The organism is Paracoccus ravus (assembly GCF_004522175.1).
Lineage (GTDB): Bacteria > Pseudomonadota > Alphaproteobacteria > Rhodobacterales > Rhodobacteraceae > Paracoccus > Paracoccus ravus.
In genome coordinates this window covers 171,447-187,805 of the sequence record NZ_SDEB01000005.1, presented here as the reverse complement: position 1 = coordinate 187,805, position 16,359 = coordinate 171,447, and the positions used below count along the sequence as shown (strand labels likewise).

The 16,359-nt window shown below is 65.5% G+C and carries 17 protein-coding genes; 6 read left to right on the top strand and 11 right to left on the bottom strand.

All coding sequences use genetic code 11. The features are described from left to right. Positions 1–120 precede the first annotated feature (120 nt). Positions 121–1,446, bottom strand: a complete 1,326-nt coding sequence (locus ESZ60_RS06540; protein WP_134679609.1) for an amidase — start codon at positions 1,444–1,446, stop codon at positions 121–123. Positions 1,447–1,572: 126 nt separating this feature from the next. Between ESZ60_RS06540 and ESZ60_RS06535 the strand changes: the two genes are divergently transcribed. Further along, positions 1,573–2,796, top strand: coding sequence for a UbiH/UbiF/VisC/COQ6 family ubiquinone biosynthesis hydroxylase (locus ESZ60_RS06535; RefSeq protein ID WP_134679608.1), 1,224 nt, complete (start codon positions 1,573–1,575; stop codon positions 2,794–2,796). A 93-nt stretch (positions 2,797–2,889) separates the two neighbouring features. After that, entirely contained in the window at positions 2,890–3,465 is a 576-nt protein-coding gene (locus tag ESZ60_RS06530) for a LolA family protein (RefSeq protein ID WP_134679607.1), read from the top strand. A 12-nt stretch (positions 3,466–3,477) separates the two neighbouring features. On the opposite strand, the gene ESZ60_RS06525 is transcribed toward ESZ60_RS06530, so the two are convergent. The 5 genes from ESZ60_RS06525 to ESZ60_RS06505 form a co-directional block, all read right to left on the bottom strand. Beyond that, on the bottom strand, positions 3,478–4,056 hold the full coding sequence (locus ESZ60_RS06525) for a transglycosylase SLT domain-containing protein (RefSeq protein WP_134679606.1): 579 nt from the start codon (positions 4,054–4,056) through the stop codon (positions 3,478–3,480). A 79-nt stretch (positions 4,057–4,135) separates the two neighbouring features. After that, positions 4,136–5,182, bottom strand: coding sequence for a molybdenum ABC transporter ATP-binding protein (gene modC / locus ESZ60_RS06520; protein ID WP_134679605.1), 1,047 nt, complete (start codon positions 5,180–5,182; stop codon positions 4,136–4,138). After that, positions 5,179–5,862, bottom strand: coding sequence for a molybdate ABC transporter permease subunit (gene modB / locus ESZ60_RS06515; RefSeq protein ID WP_134679604.1), 684 nt, complete (start codon positions 5,860–5,862; stop codon positions 5,179–5,181). Before modB ends, modC begins: the two co-directional genes overlap by 4 nt. Next, on the bottom strand, positions 5,859–6,599 hold the full coding sequence (gene modA / locus ESZ60_RS06510) for a molybdate ABC transporter substrate-binding protein (protein ID WP_134679603.1): 741 nt from the start codon (positions 6,597–6,599) through the stop codon (positions 5,859–5,861). The genes modB and modA overlap by 4 nt, the downstream gene beginning before the upstream one ends. Before the next feature lie 62 nt (positions 6,600–6,661). After that, the gene (locus tag ESZ60_RS06505; RefSeq protein WP_134679602.1) at positions 6,662–7,018 is read right to left on the bottom strand and encodes a winged helix-turn-helix domain-containing protein; all 357 of its coding nucleotides are present in this window, start codon (positions 7,016–7,018) and stop codon (positions 6,662–6,664) included. A gap of 107 nt (positions 7,019–7,125) precedes the next feature. On the opposite strand from ESZ60_RS06505, the gene ESZ60_RS06500 reads away from it, so the two are divergent. Then, a complete protein-coding gene (locus ESZ60_RS06500; RefSeq protein WP_134679601.1) occupies positions 7,126–8,307 on the top strand; it encodes an acetyl-CoA C-acyltransferase family protein in 1,182 nt (393 codons plus the stop codon). A gap of 266 nt (positions 8,308–8,573) precedes the next feature. Here ESZ60_RS06500 and ESZ60_RS06495 read toward each other — a convergent pair whose 3' ends face one another. The 5 genes from ESZ60_RS06495 to ESZ60_RS06475 all read right to left on the bottom strand — a co-directional run bounded on the left by ESZ60_RS06495 (position 8,574) and on the right by ESZ60_RS06475 (position 13,095). Beyond that, positions 8,574–9,188 carry a queuosine precursor transporter gene (locus tag ESZ60_RS06495; RefSeq protein ID WP_134679600.1) on the bottom strand — a complete coding sequence of 205 codons (615 nt, stop codon included), beginning with the start codon at positions 9,186–9,188 and terminating at the stop codon, positions 8,574–8,576. Between the two features lie 105 nt (positions 9,189–9,293). After that, complete coding sequence (locus tag ESZ60_RS06490) at positions 9,294–10,097, bottom strand: esterase-like activity of phytase family protein (protein ID WP_245155599.1); 804 nt, start codon at positions 10,095–10,097, stop codon at positions 9,294–9,296. Positions 10,098–10,246: 149 nt separating this feature from the next. Further along, complete coding sequence (gene mepA / locus ESZ60_RS06485) at positions 10,247–11,110, bottom strand: penicillin-insensitive murein endopeptidase (protein WP_134679598.1); 864 nt, start codon at positions 11,108–11,110, stop codon at positions 10,247–10,249. Next, positions 11,107–12,474, bottom strand: a complete 1,368-nt coding sequence (locus tag ESZ60_RS06480; RefSeq protein ID WP_134679597.1) for an MFS transporter — start codon at positions 12,472–12,474, stop codon at positions 11,107–11,109. The genes mepA and ESZ60_RS06480 overlap by 4 nt, the downstream gene beginning before the upstream one ends. Before the next feature lie 48 nt (positions 12,475–12,522). Further along, positions 12,523–13,095: an acyl-CoA thioesterase gene (locus ESZ60_RS06475; protein ID WP_134679596.1), complete on the bottom strand. Its 573-nt coding sequence runs from the start codon at positions 13,093–13,095 to the stop codon at positions 12,523–12,525. Between the two features lie 130 nt (positions 13,096–13,225). Between ESZ60_RS06475 and ESZ60_RS06470 the strand changes: the two genes are divergently transcribed. The 3 genes from ESZ60_RS06470 to ESZ60_RS06460 all read left to right on the top strand — a co-directional run bounded on the left by ESZ60_RS06470 (position 13,226) and on the right by ESZ60_RS06460 (position 16,358). Continuing rightward, positions 13,226–13,519 carry a YggT family protein gene (locus ESZ60_RS06470; protein WP_134679651.1) on the top strand — a complete coding sequence of 98 codons (294 nt, stop codon included), beginning with the start codon at positions 13,226–13,228 and terminating at the stop codon, positions 13,517–13,519. Positions 13,520–13,521: 2 nt separating this feature from the next. Then, positions 13,522–15,546: a DNA helicase RecQ gene (gene recQ, locus ESZ60_RS06465; protein WP_134679595.1), complete on the top strand. Its 2,025-nt coding sequence runs from the start codon at positions 13,522–13,524 to the stop codon at positions 15,544–15,546. Positions 15,547–15,656: 110 nt separating this feature from the next. After that, a complete protein-coding gene (locus ESZ60_RS06460) occupies positions 15,657–16,358 on the top strand; it encodes a GntR family transcriptional regulator (protein ID WP_245155598.1) in 702 nt (233 codons plus the stop codon). Position 16,359: the final 1 nt, after the last annotated feature.

Genomic DNA, 16,359 nt, shown 5'->3' with positions numbered 1-16,359 from the left:
CTCTCATTCGGGGTCGTGCCGCCCCGTTTCCGTGAAAGGATACCGGCAAAGCCCCCATGCGTCCAGAGTTTCGGGCCAAGCGCCCAGGGTTTCGCGGGGCATTCCCGCAGCTTGCAACGATTAGTTCAGAGCGGCCTCGGCGGCCGCCGCAGCGACCAGCAGCGCCAGATCCTTGCCCGCATGGCCCAGCATCATCAGGCCGCAGGCCGGGTGGCCGGTGGGCAGGCTGATCGCGGGTAGGCCAAAGAGATTGCCGATGCGGGTATTGCGCAGGGTGAGCAGGTTCTCGGTCGCGAAATAATCTGCCTCGTCGAGCAGCCGCTGCGTATCCGGCGGCAAGATCGGCGCGGTCGGCAGGATCACCGCATCATAGCCCGCGACCAGCCGCGCCCAATCCGCGCGCAGCCGGGCAAGCTTTTCCCAGCCAGCGACGTAATCGGCGGCGCTGGCGTCGCGCCCGCCCCGGAAGCGCTCGAGGATCGGCGGATACATCAGTTCCGGCGCGTCCTCGATCTGGTCGCGCCAGATGCCATAGGCTTCGGGGGCGAAAAGCAAAGGTGACAGCGCCATGGCCTCGGCGACGCAAGGTGGTGCCGCGTGGCTGATCCGCGCGCCAGCTTTCGCAAGGCGGCTGACGGCATCCTCGAACGCCGCGACCGGGCCTTCGCGGGCCGCGTCAAAGGGCACGCCATCCAGCACCATCAGCCGCAGTGGACGATTCTCGGCATCGGTCAGATCCGCGGCGGGCTGACCCGACAGGACGCTGAAGATCTCGGCGCAATCCTCGACCGTGCGGGCGATGGGGCCCGCCACGTCGAACCGGTTGCACAAGGGCACGACACCGCGCCCATCCACCGCGCCATGGGTCGGCTTGAAGCCGGTCAGCCCGTTCCAGGCCGCCGGCACGCGGATCGAGCCGCCGGTATCCGAGCCGATGGCCGCAGCGGCCAGCCCCAGCGCGACCGAGACCGCCGCGCCCGAACTAGAACCGCCGGGCGCAAGCGCCGGGTCAAAGGCGTTTGGCGGCGTCCGGGTCATCGGGTTCAGGCCCAGCCCGGAAAAGGCCAGTTCGGTCATATGGGTCTTGCCCAGGCAGACCATGCCCTGCAACGTGGCGGCGGCAAGGATCGCCGAATCCTGGGCGGGGGTGCGGCCGGCCAGCAGCCGCGATCCCGCCTCGGTCGGAATGCCGGCGCTGTCGATATTGTCTTTCCAACTCAGGGCCACACCGTCCAGAAGGCTGCGGCGCAGCCCCGCCTTGGCGCGGTCATGGGCCGCGATCGCCTCGGCGCGGGCGCGGTCGGGGGTCAGGCGGGCATAGATGCTGCCGCCATAGGGATGGCGCGCCGCGGCATCCAGATAGGCCTCGGTCTGTTCGACGGGGCTGACCAGCCCGGCCAGAATCGCCCGGCCCTGTTCCGCTGCCGATGCCTTGAGCCAGTCCATTCGTGCTTTCCTTTTACCCGCCCTGTTCCAAGGGCGACAGGCTAGCGGCCCGCGCCGCGCGCTGCAATGGCGCTGCCTGCTCATGGCGCATGGACAATGGCGCTTGCGAGGGCATAGTGCAGGATCATGAAGAAGGATTTCGACATCGTGATCGCCGGCGGCGGGCTGAATGGCCCGGTGCTGGCCTTGGCCCTGGCGGATGCCGGGTTTAATGTTGCCGTCGTGGACAATCGCGCGGCCGATGCCCGCGCGGGCGAGGATTTTGACGGCCGCGCCTATGCCTTGGCGCTGGCCTCGCAAAGGCTGCTGGGCGTCCTTGGTCTGTGGGGCGGTCTGGCCGACAAGTCCCAGCCCATCCTGAAGGTCGAGGCCGCGCAAGGAGTCGCGGGCGGTGGCGCAGGGCATTTCGGGCTGCATTTCGACGGCGCAGAGATCGAGGAGGGCCGGCTTGGCTACATGCTCGAGGACCGTTTCCTCTACCGCGCCCTGCTGGCCGCGATGCAGGGAAAGGTCACGCATCTTTCCGGGGCCTCGGTGGTCGGGCAGGAAGCGGGCGCGGCCGGGGTCACGGTCCGGCTTTCCGAGGGGCGCGACCTGAGCGCGAGCCTGTTGATCGGGGCGGATGGACGGCGTTCCGGCGTGGCCGAGCGCGCCGGTATCCGCCGTCTTGGCCATGATTACGGCCAGATTGCGCTGGTGGCGGCGGTGGATCACGAATTGCCCCATCACGGCACCGCGCATCAGTTCTTCATGCCCTCCGGGCCGCTCGCGATCCTGCCCTTGCCGGGCAATCGCAGTTCCATCGTCTGGTCCGAGGATGCGGATCAGGCGCGTGCCATTCTCGGTCTGGACGATGCGGCCTTCCTTGATGTTCTGCGCCCGCGCTTTGGCGATTTTCTGGGCGATATTGCTTTGGCCGGGCCGCGATTCTCATATCCGCTGAACCTGACCTTGGCCGAGCGCTATGTCGCGCCCCGGATCGCGCTGATCGGAGACGCGGCGCATGGGGTCCATCCGCTCGCGGGGCAGGGACTGAACCTTGGCCTGCGCGATGTCGCGGCTCTGGCCGAGGTGCTGATCAAGGCCCGGCGGCGCGGCGAGGATATCGGGACCGAGCCGGTGCTGGCGCGCTATCAGGAATGGCGACGCCCCGACGCCACGGCGCTGGCGCTTGGCATGGACGGGGTCAATGCGCTCTTTTCCAACGCGAATCCGATCCTGAACGCCGCGCGCGAGATCGGCATGGGCCTCGTCGATGCGCTGCCGCCCTTGCGGCGCGGCTTCATGCGTCAGGCGGCGGGGCTGCGGCTGGATCCGATGCCGCGGCTTCTTGCCGGGCAGCGGCCCTGATGAGATCGCTCACGCGGGCGCGATCAGACGGCCGCGCCCGGTCCAAGCGAACGTGAATGTGCAATGCAATTCGGATACGGTAGCATCCTCGACATGAACATCAGATCGCTCGCCCTCGCGCCCGTCCTTGCCCTCGCCATGGCCTTTCCGGCCTTTGCCGAAAAGATCCCGTTGAACGAGATCTCGCGCTATCTCAACGCCCTGAAGACCGCCCAGGCGGCCTTTACGCAGGTCAATCCGGATGGCAGCATCTCGACCGGGACGGTTTTTATCCATCGCCCCAACCGGGTGCGGTTCGAATACAAGGGCAGCAAGACGCTGGTCCTTGCCTCGGCCGGGCAGGTTGCGGTCTATGACGGCAAGACCCGAGGCGGCCCGCAGCAATATCCGCTGTCCAAGACGCCTCTGTCCCTGATCCTTGCCCCGAATATCAACCTGGGGCAGGCGCGGATGGTCACTGGCTATACCGAGAAAAAGAACACCACCATCGTCACCGCGCAGGATCCGGCGCATCCGGAATATGGCAATATCCAGATGGTCTTTACCGCGAACCCGACGCAGCTGCGTCAATGGGTGGTCAAGGACGATACCGGCAAGCGCACGACCGTGATCCTGGGCGACATGAGGACGGGCGTCTCGATCCCGCCCTCGAAATTCGCGATCAGATAGGCTGGCCTGCCGTCACCGGCAGGAGGCAAGCTGAAAGCGGTAAAGCTCGGCACGGGCGCCGACCTTATGCGCGACATTCATCAGCCAGGGCTTTGTGCGATGCGAGCCATTCGCATAGCCCGAGCGGCCTTCGTGATAGGCAAGGTATTGCGAGGCCGCGTCATTCTTGGAAATGCCCAGGATCCGGGTTGAATCGTTCATGTACCAGCCCATGAAATCGGTGGCATCGCGGATGTCGTCGCGCCTTGCGCCCCGGTTGCCGCTTTTGCGCAGGTAATCCTCCCAGGTGCCGTCCAGCGCCTGGCTATAGCCATAGGCCGAACTTTGGCGGCCCATCGGGATGATTCCCAGCGCATAGCGATGCGGCGTCTTGGCATTGCCGATGAACTTGGATTCCTGATGGATGGTCGCCATCTGCACCCAGATCGGCACGCCCCAGCGCCGTTCGGTGCTCTTCATGGCGCGGAAATAGGCCGGACGTTCGGCGGCCAGCAGACAGGCATTCTCAAGATTTCGGGGTGCCTTGTAATTCCCTCCGCCGCCACAAGAGGCAACCAGCCCGACGATCGCGAGCTTCAGAAACCTGTTCATACTGCCCTCATCCAGTTTTTTGACACCGAGCATAACGGCATTCGCGTCCTGCGTGCAAATGACATTGGCTCGATTTCGCCTAGGCGGGCAGGACCGAGACGGATTTCACGATGGCAAAGCAGGCGGTGCCCGGGCGCAGATCCAGGGCCGCGACCGAGCGGGGCGTCACCTGCGCCAGCATCCGCTCGCGGCCAAGCCCAAGCTGCACGAGCCCGCCGGTGAGCTGCAACACCGTCGTCGGCAGGATGTTCAGCGCCGAAAGGCCGTGGGGCGCATCGCGCGACAGAATGACTTCATGGGCAAGTATCCGCAGCCGCAGCAACCGGCCGATCGGCGCATCGAGATCCGGCAGGAGCATCGGCCCGCCCGAGGTCGCCACCCGCAGCATGCCGTCGGCCTCGCGCGCCTCGACCCGCGCCATGATCAGCGCGCCAGCCTCGCGCGCGCCAAGTTGCGGGGCAAGTTGGGGATCGGCCAGCACGTCGCTCAGGGGACCGGCATGGGTGACGCGGCCCGCATGCATCAGAACCAGCGTCGTGGCGAGGCGCAGCACCTCCGGGACCGAATGGCTGACATAGAGGATCGGCAGGCGAATTTCGTCGCGCAGCCTTTCGAGCCAGGGCATGATCTCGGCCTTGCGACTCTCGTCCAGCGCGGCCAGCGGTTCGTCCATCACCAAGAGGGCTGGGTCCGACAGCAGCGCACGGCCAATGGCGGTCCGCTGCTTTTCCCCGCCCGAAAGGGTGGCCGGGTATCGACTCAGCAAAGGCCCGAGCGCCAGCAATTCGATCACGCGGTCGAAGTCGCGCGCCGCGCCGCGGTGCCAGCGCGAGGGGTAGCGCAAGTTTCGCTCGACCGTCATATGCGGGAAAAGTCGCGGGTCCTGAAAGACATATCCGATCCGGCGGGCCTGTGGCGCAAGATCGGTCCGGCCGTCGAAAAGCACCCTGTCCTGCAGCGCGATGCGGCCCGAATCCGGTCGCAGCAGCCCCGCGATGACATTGGTCGTGGTGCTTTTCCCGCAGCCCGACGGGCCGAACAGGGCGGTCACGCCCTCGGGCGCGTCAAAACGGATGTCCAGATCGAGCCCCGGAAAACCATGGCGAAAGGCGACCGAGAGCGTCAATTGCGCACCATACGCCGCGCCAGAAATTCCGACAGCAGCACGGCCCCCATCGCCACAATGACCGAGATCACCACCAGCCGCATGGCCGGGCCCTCGCCCCCTGGCGTTTCCAGAAAGGCATAGATCGCCGAGGGAAGGGTCTGGGTCTGACCGGGAATATTCGAGACGAAGGTGATCGTCGCGCCAAATTCGCCCATCGCCTTGGCAAAGCCCAGCGTCGCCCCTGCAAGGATCGCAGGCATGAGCAAAGGCAGCGTCACGGACAGGAAGATCCATCCTCGTGGCGCGCCCAAGGTCGCGGCCGCCTGTTCCAGCTTGGGGTCAACGGCTTCGAATCCCAGCCGGATCGCCCGCACCATCAGGGGAAAGGCCATGACTGCCGCGGCCAGCGCCGCCCCCGTCCAGCGAAAGGCGAGGATGATGCCCAGTTCCTTGAGAAAACCGCCGACCGCGCCTTGCGTGCCAAAGACGATCAGCAGCAGATAGCCGGTCACGACCGGGGGCAGGATCAGGGGCAGATGCACGATGCCGCTCAGGAGTCCGTGCCCCGGAAAACGCCGTCGGGCCAGCAGCCAAGCCGTCGCCGTGGCCAGGGGCAGGCTGGCGGCAGTCGCGACCAGCGACACGAGCAGTGACAGTTGCACTGCCTGCCATTCCTGCGGGCCAAGGCCAAAACTCATGGCAATACGGTGAATCCCTGCTGCTCGAAGACCGATCTTGCGGGTTCCTTGGCAAGTGCCGCGAGGAATGCCGCGGCTTGCGGGGTCTGGGCCAAACTGGTTACCGCACCGGGATATGTGATCTTGTCATGGCTGCCCTCGGGAAAGGTCGCCACGACGCCAACCCCCGGCTCGGCCACGGCGTCCGATGCATAGACGATGCCATAGGGCGCCTCCTTCAAGGCGACGAGCTTCAATGCGGCCCGCACGTTGTCGGTCTGGGCGACCTGCGCCTGAACCTCGGACCATAGGCCAAGATTCTCCAGCGCCTGCTTGCCATATTGGCCGGCGGGGACGGAATCGACCATCGCCATGGCCAGCTTGCCCTCGCCCAGCAAGGCGGGCAGTGCGGTGATCTCGGCCGGGTCGGGTTGCCCCGGCGCAACCAGCACCAGCGTATTTCCCAGGAGATCCCTCCGCGTCGCGGCGTCGATATCGCCGGATTTCTGCACCTCGTCCATCCATTCCGTCGAGGCCGAGATAAAGACATCGGCGGGCGCGCCGGCTTGGATCTGCTGGGCAAGTTTCGAACTGCCAGCATAGGACACCAGCACGGTATCGCCCTGGCTCTGCTGCCAGTCCGACGCGATCGCATCCAGCGCCGTCTTGAGGCTGGCGGCGGCAAAGACGACGATTTCATCGGCATGAGCGGCGGGGGCAACCGCGAGGAAAGCCGCGGCAAGAAGGGGCAGGCGCATGAATCCGATCCTTCCGATATGTTTTCCCAGACATAACCAGCGGGACGAAACCAGCGCAACCGTTATTTCTGCTCGGACATATCGGTAAGCGCGTTGCGCAGCCGGTCCAGTTCGGGCGCGGCCCGCAGCATGTCCTCGAGCTTGCGATAATCCGCCAGCACTGCCGCGCCCAGTTCGGTCAGCGCCGCACCGCCTCCCTTGGCACCGCCGCGACTGCTTTCGACCAATGGCGACCGGAAATGCGCGTTCATCTCTTCGACCAGCGCCCAGGCCCGGCGATAGCTCATTTCCAGCCGCCGCCCTGCCGCCGAGATCGAGCCTGTCTCGGAAATGGCCTGCAACAGGTCGGCCTTGCCGCGGCCAAAGGTCAGGCCCTGGATGAAATGCAGGCGAAGGCTGAGACGGGGATCGTTTTCCATGCCGCATTCTTGGCAAGTAACGTGGCGTAGGCAAGCGGCTCAGGGGGCTTTCGAGGCCGGACGTGACGCACTAGCCTCTCGCCGAAATCGGGTCGGAGGAGATCACCATGCCAGAGAATGAAATCGTCATCCTGTCGGGCGCGCGTACCGCGATCGGCGGCTTCGGAGGCAGTCTTGCGGGCGTGCCGCCGATCGAACTGGCGCGGATCGTCACCGCGGCGGCGCTGGAGCGCGCCCGTATCGAGGCGGATCGGATCGGCACTGTCGTCTTTGGTCATGTGCTGAATACCGAGCCGCGCGATATGTATCTGTCCCGTGTCGCAGCACTTCAGGCCGGTATCCCCGACACGGCCACCGCGATGAACGTGAACCGGCTCTGCGGCTCGGGGGCACAGGCCATCGTGTCGGCAGCGCAGGCCTTGATGCTGGGGGATGCGGATTTCGCGGTGGCGGGTGGCGCGGAATCGATGAGCCGCGCCCCCTATGCCGTTCCCGCCGCGCGTTTCGGTGCCAAGATGGGCGATGTTCAGATGATGGACATGATGCTTGGCGCGCTGACCTGCCCGATGGGGACGGGCCATATGGGCGTCACCGCCGAGAATGTCTCGGCCGAGCATGAAATCTTGCGCGAGGCCCAGGATGCGTTCGCGCTGGAAAGCCAGCGCCGTGCTGCCGCGGCGATTGCCGCAGGCCATTTCAGCGATCAGATCGTCCCGGTCGAGATCAAGACCCGCAAGGGCGTCGTGGCATTCGACACCGACGAGCATCCCAAGGAGACCAGCCTCGAAAAACTTGCGGGGCTGAAACCTGTCTTCAAAAAGGACGGCAGCGTCACGGCGGGCAATGCGTCGGGGATCAATGACGGGGCGGCCGCCTTGGTCCTGGCCCGGGCGGATGCGGCGAAAGCCGCCGGTGCGGTGCCGGAATTCCGCCTGATGGGCTATGCGGTCTCGGGGGTCCGCCCCGAAGTCATGGGGATCGGGCCGATCCCCGCCGTCAAGGCGCTGCTCGGGCGGATCGGGGCAGGGCTGGACGAATTCGATGTCATCGAATCCAACGAAGCTTTCGCAGCACAGGCGCTTGCCGTGAACAAGGAACTGGGCCTGGACCCGTCGCGGGTCAACCCGAATGGCGGCGCGATCGCCCTGGGCCATCCGGTCGGCGCGACCGGGGCCATCCTGACCGTCAAGGCGATGCATGAATTGCAGCGCAGCGGAGGCCGCAAGGCGCTGGTGACCATGTGTATCGGCGGCGGTCAGGGCATCGCCCTTGCGTTCGAGCGGATCTGACGCGAAAGGGGGCGCAGACGCGCCCCCCCCGAAGCAAAATGGGAACGGGTCGCTTCCTGGGGAAACGACCCGCGAGATCCACGGAGATGGTCCGGTTAGGGTTGGTGCCCACCGTCCCAGTCAGGGTTTACGACCCTAGGGGCTGCCCTCAGGCCACGGCCCCCCTGACTGTCCCGACACCTCTCTCCAATATCACTCTCGACACTGGACCACCTCCTTTCAATGTGTTGCCGTATGATCTTAGCGTGCCACAGATCAGTTAGCAGTCAATGAATTTGGGCGCGTTTCTGCATCAAATTTCCGACGATGATCCGGAAGGGCACCAAAGCGAAGACTGCCTGCGCCAGTTTGACCATCCAGTCGGCAACTGCCAATGAAACCCACAACGGTTGCGCGGGTCCCCGCCCAAGCAGCGGAACCAGTTCATTTGCCCAGGAAACGTCATCCAAAGGAAACAATCCCGACAGCGCGGTCGAGAAGGCGATGGTGAAAAAAATGGCGGTGTCGAGGATCGAGCCGACGATCGTCGCCACAAGGGGTGGTAACCACCAGTTGTATTTCCGCAACTGGTTGAATACCGAGATGTCCATCAATTGCGCGGCGAGGAAGGCCGCGCCCGAGGCGATCGCGATGCGCAGCGTCGTCTTGTCCATCCCGGCGGCGACCACCGAACACAGGATACCGGTCACGAAACCGGCAAAGACAACCTTGCGCGCGGCGGCGGGGCCATAGACCCGGTTCATGATATCGGTCACGAGGAAGGCCACCGGATAGGTCAGGGCGCCCCAGGTCAGCCACTCGCCCAGAAGATGCTGGACAAGGATGTTCGAGGCCACCACGATGATGGCCATGGCGATTACGCCAGGAAGAATGCGGGTCATGTCAGATCCGTTTTGACAAGGTAGCGGAGACTCGGCCCCGGCCTTTCGGGGCAGCGCCGCATACGCCGCAGGCCGGGCGGCTGTCAATGGTCTTGGCCCGGCCGCTCACTCGATGATCCGGTATTCCACGATCTGACTGCGCTGCAGGCTGTTGAAATTATCGTCCGAGATCATCGTGAGCCTGATCCCGCCTGCGTCACTCCAGACCGCGATGCCTTCGAGATTGTCATATTGCAGCGGATAGCTGGTCAGCAGGACCTGCTCGTTGGTGACTCCATTCTCGGACAGGTCGAAACGGCGCACGCGCGAGCGAAAGCCCAAGAGCCCCATGAAATCGCGCTCCAGCAGGTAGAACCGTCCGTCGGGACCGATATCCGCCCCGACCGCCAGCCAATCGCCCCGGCGCGGGATGGAAAAGGGCTCGTCCCAGACGCCGTCTCGATAGCGCCAGACCGGGAAAGGCCGGTCGAGCGCGCCGGACCGTTCCGGAAGCGTCAGCAATGTGCCGTCGGGCAGCATGGCCAGCGCCTCGAGCGACGAGTTCTTTTGCAGGGCGCGGAAATTCGCGGTGCGGGGCAGGACCGAGGCCTGGCTGTCGGGAGTTGCGTATCGCGCGACACGGGTCAGGCCCTCGAAGCTGACCCAGATCGCTCCATCATCCGCAATGGCCAGACCTTCGCTGTCGCCGATCCGGCCGGGCGTGAGCAGATTGCCCTTGCTGTCCCTGATCCGGGACTTACCCTCGGGGAGAAGGGCGGTGATCCGACCCTCGCCATCCCGCTCGATCCGGCCCCAAAGCAGCGAGGACCTATCCGAGAGGACGGTAAAGCGGTTGCCCTCTGCGTTGAGTTCGATGCCTGAAAAACCGCCAAAGCCGGGCTCGTCCAGATCCCAGGAGAAACTGCCCACGGGTTCGGCCCGGGGAGAGGCGGCGCCGGACGGCGAATCCGATTGTGCGGCGCAGGAATGCAGCAGCAGCCCGATGACCGCCAGAAATGCCAGGGCGACCCCGGTCAGGGGCCGCCTTTGCCATATCCGGTGGGCTGAGGCGCTTCCGCTTAGCGGGCGGTCGCGACGGCCTGGCATTGTTGGGGCATCTCACTCAGTCGATAGCTGCGGGGGTGGCGATAATCGGGATCCGGAGGCACGGGTTTGACCCGGCTGGGATCGAGCCGGTTCTTGATCCATTCGGCGGCCTCGGCGCAACCGTCTCCGGGCGGCGGGGCGTCCTGTTCGCGACAGACGGACCCGGCCGGGCAGCCCAGCCGGACATGGAAATGGTAGTTATGCGCATTGATCGGGCGGACCTTGCGCAGCCAGGCCCGGTTTCCGGTCTCTTGCTGGCACATCGCGACCTTGGCCATCGGGTCGATGAAGATGCGCTCGACCCGGCGATCGCGTGCGGCGGCGCGGATGATCGCCATATGCGAGGCCGACCAGTTCCCGGATAGCGCCGTGCCCTTGGCATTCGTCACCGATACGGAAGAGATGCTTTCGCGTTGCGCGGGCGAAAGCTGCAGGCTGGAGGGCGGCAAGAGCCAGATATCTGCGTCCAGCCCCATCTGGTGGCTCGCATGTCCCGTCAGCATCGGGCCGCCCCGCGGCTGGCTCATGTCGCCGACATAGAGACCCTGCCAGCCCGCCTGCCGCGCCGCCTTGGACAGGCCGATGACAAAGCTGACCAGTTCCGGATGGCCCCAGTTGCGGCCGCGCGACAGCCGCATCGCCTGCCAGGTCGGGCCGGATTCCGGCAGTTGCATCGCTCCGTTGACGCAGCCCTTGGAGTAAAAGCCGATGGCGGCAGGTGCGCCTCCGGTCGGGCCGGGCGTGCGGCCGAACACGTCCTTGGCAAGCGGATCAGCCGTTGCCGGAAGGGCGGCTGCCAGCGAAACGGCCAGCGCGCTCAGAAATTTCTTGATCACTGCTCGTATTCCCCTCTTGCTTTGACCCAGCTTAACAAAACGAGCGAAAGAAGGAACATCACGATCAATGGAGAAATGCCGAGGCGCAGATTCCCGCTGAGATCGGTGACCACCGCGATCAGGAAGGGCGCAAGAAAGGTCGTCGCCTTGCCCGAGAGTGCGTAAAGGCCAAAGACCTCGGTCGCGCGGCCGGGAATTGCATGCAGCACGACCAGCGTGCGGCCCGCCGCCTGCAACACCCCGCCCGCACCCCCGATCAGCGCGCCGCACAGAAAGAACAGCGCGTCGGGCAGGCGCGAGCCGGGGGGCAGGGCCAGGCCAAAGATGCTCTGGCGGTCCATGCCGATCACGATCGCGCAGACGAGGATCAGGACCAACGTGCAGGCGATCGTCACCGGTTTCGGCCCCCAGCGCCGGTCGGCGCGGCCGCCGAGCCAGCAGATCACCGTGGCCGAAAGCGCTGCAACGATGCCGAAAATACCCGACAGGATAACCGGCCAGCCCAGCACCGCGGCCGCGTAAAGCCCTCCGAACGCATAGAGCCCGTTCAGCGCGTCGCGCGAAAACATCGAGGAAAGCAGAAAGGCCGCGAGCGAGCGCCGCTCGCCAAGGCCCCGGATCAGCCGCCACAGATCCGACATCGCGGATTTCAAACGCAATGGACGCCGCTCCCGGTCCGTTCCGGGAGTTTCGCGCACCCAAAGCGCAAAGGGTATCATGAAGACCAGATACCACAATGCCGTGAAAGGCCCGACTGCCCGGGTCCCCTCGCGCGCGGCGGCATCAAGGCCAAGGATCGGCGCGGTTCCGAGCAGGGTCAGACCGGTTTGCGCGTTTTCGGCCAGCAGAAGCAGCATGACAAAAAGCGCGATCACCCCGCCGAGATAGCCAAAGGCAAAGCCCGAGCCCGAAATGCGCCCGATCTCGTCCCGTGGTGCCAGCCCCGGCAGAAGTGCATTGGTAAAGATGGTGGCGAACTCCATCCCGATCAGCCCAAGTCCGAAACAGATCACGGCCAGATGCAGATGCGGCTGATCCGGGCTGAGGAACCACAGGCCCCAGGCCCCCGCCACATAGAAGGCCGAAAAGGTCCAGACCCAGACCAGCCGGCGTCCGCTATTATCGGCAATCGCGCCAAGAAGGGGGGCGAGCAGCGCGATGAGCAAGCCCGAGACCGCCAGCCCATAGCCCCAGAGCGATTGTGCCGCCGCGCCCGCCGCTTCGGGCGTCATGCCCTGCGCGACATAATGGCTGCGCGCGACCTCGGCGTAATAGACCGGAAAGATGAAGGTGGTGAGCAGGGTGGCATAGGGCTGGCTGGCCCAGTCAAAGAACCACCAACCCCAGATCCGCTTGCGCTCCATGCCCCTGTCCCGTCTGGCCTCGTCTGCGCGCATAAGGCCCAAGCGGGTTCAGGCTGGCAAGTCGTCTTTCGGATCATGGGCCGCCAAGTCGGGCAAGCTGGGCGGCCAGGGTCGCTGCCCATCCGCCGCGATCCAGGCGCTGACCCAACCCGGCAGATCCGGGCTTTGCGTGTCCTGACCCGCCGCGGCGAGCAACTCTGCGGGGGGCACGATCCCCTTGCCCGAGGTGATCGCGGCGCGCAGCAGCATGTGGTTGCAGCATTCGCCTTTGCGCCAGATGCTCTGCTCCATGTAGAGAAAGCGCGCATCCCATCCGATGGTGCGCGACACCATGGTGAAGCGGTCGAAGGCCTTGACCCTGCGGCGGTAGCGCACCGAGTTCCCGGCCACCGTGATGCCCCAGCCCTGACTGCGCATGGTGCCGATGATCCCCGTGCGCGACGCCATCGGGAGGCGGCCCAGATCGTAAAGCGTCAGGGTGCGACCATTGTTCAGCTCGATCCAGGGGTCGAGATCCCAGGGCCAGCAGCGATGCGTCGAGACATGGGCCTCGAGCAGGCCGATCCGGGGGGCGCGGCGGTATTTCAGCATCTCGCTGGCAAAGCGCAGGATGGGGTACATCGGTCCTCCTTCAATGGAGCCGGGCTAGCTATGCGGCGGCAATGCGTCAATCCGGACGCTGCGGCGGTCAGGGTTGCGCAAATGCGGGGCCTGCCTTACCTGTCCTTGACATGCAAAAGCCGGGGGAATGATGGGCACGCTGTTCGAAGCTCTAATGCTGATACTGGATGTCGTCTGGTTCGTGATGATTGCCCATATCATCATGTCCTGGCTCATCAACTTCCAGGTGCTGAACCTGCGCCAGCCGCTGGTCGGACAGATCTGGGACGGGCTGAACCGCGTTCTTGAACCACTCTACGCGCCGGTCCGCCGTATCCTGCCGAATACCGGCGCACTGGATTTGGCTCCGCTGGTCGTGTTCATCGGCATCATCATCTTGCAGCGCGCCCTGATCAATAACGCCGGCTTCTTCTACGGTTATTGACCATGTCGGCCGCGCCGCTGCTTCGGCAGGTCTTTGGCTTTGACGGATTTCGTCCCGGCCAGGAAGAGATCGTGAACGCCGTGGCCTCGGGCCGCGACGTTCTGGCGATCATGCCGACGGGCGGCGGCAAGTCGCTATGCTATCAACTGCCGGCGCTGATGCGCGAGGGGCTGACGGTGGTGATCTCTCCGCTGATCGCGCTGATGCGCGACCAGGTCCGCGCCCTGACCGAGGCGGGCGTCGCCGCCGCGGCCCTGACCAGCGGCAATTCCGAGGAAGACAACGCCCAGGTGATCCGCGCCCTCAACGCGCGCGAATTGCGGCTGCTCTATATCGCCCCCGAACGTCTGGCCTCGGGGGCGACGGTTCCGCTGCTGAAACGCGCGGGCGTCGAGGCCATCGCGGTGGACGAGGCCCATTGCGTCAGCCAATGGGGCCATGATTTCCGCCCCGACTATCTGCGGGTGGGCGAGCTGCGCCGGGCGCTCGGCGTTCCGCTGGCGGCCTTCACCGCGACCGCCGATGCCGAGACCCGCGACGAGATCATGGCCCGGCTTTTCAACGGGACCGAACCGCAGATCTTCCTGCGCGGCTTCGACCGTCCAAACATCCATCTGGCGTTTCAGCCTAAGGATACGCCGCGCCGCCAGATTCTCGATTTCGCGTCGGCACGGCGGGGTCAGTCGGGCATCGTCTATTGCGGCACCCGCGCCAAGACCGAGACGCTGGCACAGGCCCTGAACGAGGCCGGGCTTTCCGCCATTGCCTATCACGGCGGCATGGAGCCCGAGGCCCGCCGCGCCGTCGAGACCCGATTTCAGCGCGAGGACGGGCTGATCGTCACCGCGACCGTGGCTTTCGGCATGGGGATCGACAAGCCCGATATCCGCTGGGTGGCCCATGCCGATCTGCCGAAATCCATCGAATCCTATTATCAGGAGATCGGGCGGGGCGGCCGGGACGGTGCGCCTGCCGAAACGCTGACCCTTTATGGCCCCGAGGATATCCGCCTGCGCCGCGGCCAGATCGACGAGGGGCAGGCACCGCCCGAGCGCAAGCTTGCCGATCACGCGCGGCTGAACGCGCTTCTGGGGCTGGCCGAGGCCGCGACCTGCCGAAGGGCGGTTCTGCTGGGCTATTTCGGCGAAACGGCCTCGGCCTGCGGAAATTGCGACATCTGTGCGGAACCGCCGGACACGTTCGACGGGACGGAAGCCGTGCAAAAGGCATTGTCGGCGATCCTGCGTACCGGCCAGACATATGGCGCGGGCCATGTGATCGACGTCCTTATCGGCAATTCGACCGAACGGATTTCGCAGCGCGGCCATGACCGCTTGCCCACGTTCGGTGTCGGGCGCGACATTCCGCGTCAGCAATGGCAGGCTATCCTGCGCCAGATGATGGGACGCGACCTGATCCGGCCCGACCCGGAGCGCCATGGCGGTCTGGCGATCACCCTTGCCGCCCATTCGGTGCTGCGCGGAGAGGAACGCATCCTCCTGCGCCGCGATCTGACCGCTCGCGCCCGGCCGGCGGTCGTCGTGCGCGCGCAGGTCGATGACGAGGATGCGCCTCTGCTCTCGGCGCTCAAGGCCAAGCGGCGCGCGCTGGCCGAAACCGCACGCGTGCCGGCCTATGTGATCTTTCCGGATCGGACGCTGATCGAGATGGCGCAGAAACGTCCGCAAACCCTGGATGAGATGGCGCATATCGGCGGCATCGGCGCGAAAAAGCTCGCACGCTACGGCGAGGAGTTTCTTGCGGTCATTTCCGGCGCGGCGTCCCAGATGCATCCCCTGCGCAAGGCATTGGCCGGGCGGGCCTCGGGGGCGCTTTTCGACCGGCTCGCAGAGATCCAGTCGCGACTTTCCCGCGGCGAGGACGGCACCGAGAAACCGCTTTCGGTCAGCATGTCGGCGCTGCGCCGGATCGCCGAAGACCGTCCCCGCGATCTGGCGCGCTATCTCGACGCGGCCCGGATCGAGCGTTTCGGCGCGGCCTTCCTGTCCGAGATCGCGCTGGATTGACCCGCTGCGCCGGGCATGGCCCCGATCCGTCCTGCCCATTCTCATCCGAGTGCTCCGAACGGCATTGGATCGGCCGCGCCGTTTGATATGAATGGCAAGGCGGCAATGTAATGGTGCAGACACGCATGGATTCCGATCTTTTCGCGCCCGGCGTCTCTGGCGGCACGGTGGGGGACATGGCGCTGGGCCAGATCCGCTCGGACATCATCCGCGGCGGGCTACGGCCGGGGCAGCGGCTGCGCCTTGATCCGTTGCGGCAGACTTACGGGGCAAGCGTCAGCACGCTGCGCGAAGTCCTCAGCCGTCTGGCCGCCGAAGGCTTTGTCGTCGCCGAGGGGCAGCGCGGTTTCGAAGTCGCGCCGGTCCGCATTTCCGAGTTGCGAGAACTGGGCGAGATGCGGATCCTGCTGGAATGCCACGCCTTGCGGCGTTCTCTGTCACTGGGAAAGCTGGATTGGGAGGCCCGGGTCGTATCCGCGTTCCATATGCTGAAATCGACCGAGGGCTCTCTGATCGGGGGCGGTGACATCGCGGTCGAGGAATGGGTTCAGTATGACTGGAACTTCCATCAGGCGATCGTGTCCGCCTGCGACATGCCCGCCCTGCTGGCCACCCATGCCAATATCTTCGAGCGCTATATCCGCTATCACCTGCTGGCCCTGGATTTCCGTGGCGCACCCGCGGCCCGCGAACATGAGCGGCTGCGCGATCTGGTCCTGACCCGCGAGGTTGATCAGACTGTCGCCTTGCTGGCCGCGCATATCCGCGCCGGGATGGAGCATGTCATCGCCTCGGGGCGCATCCCCGCCTGAC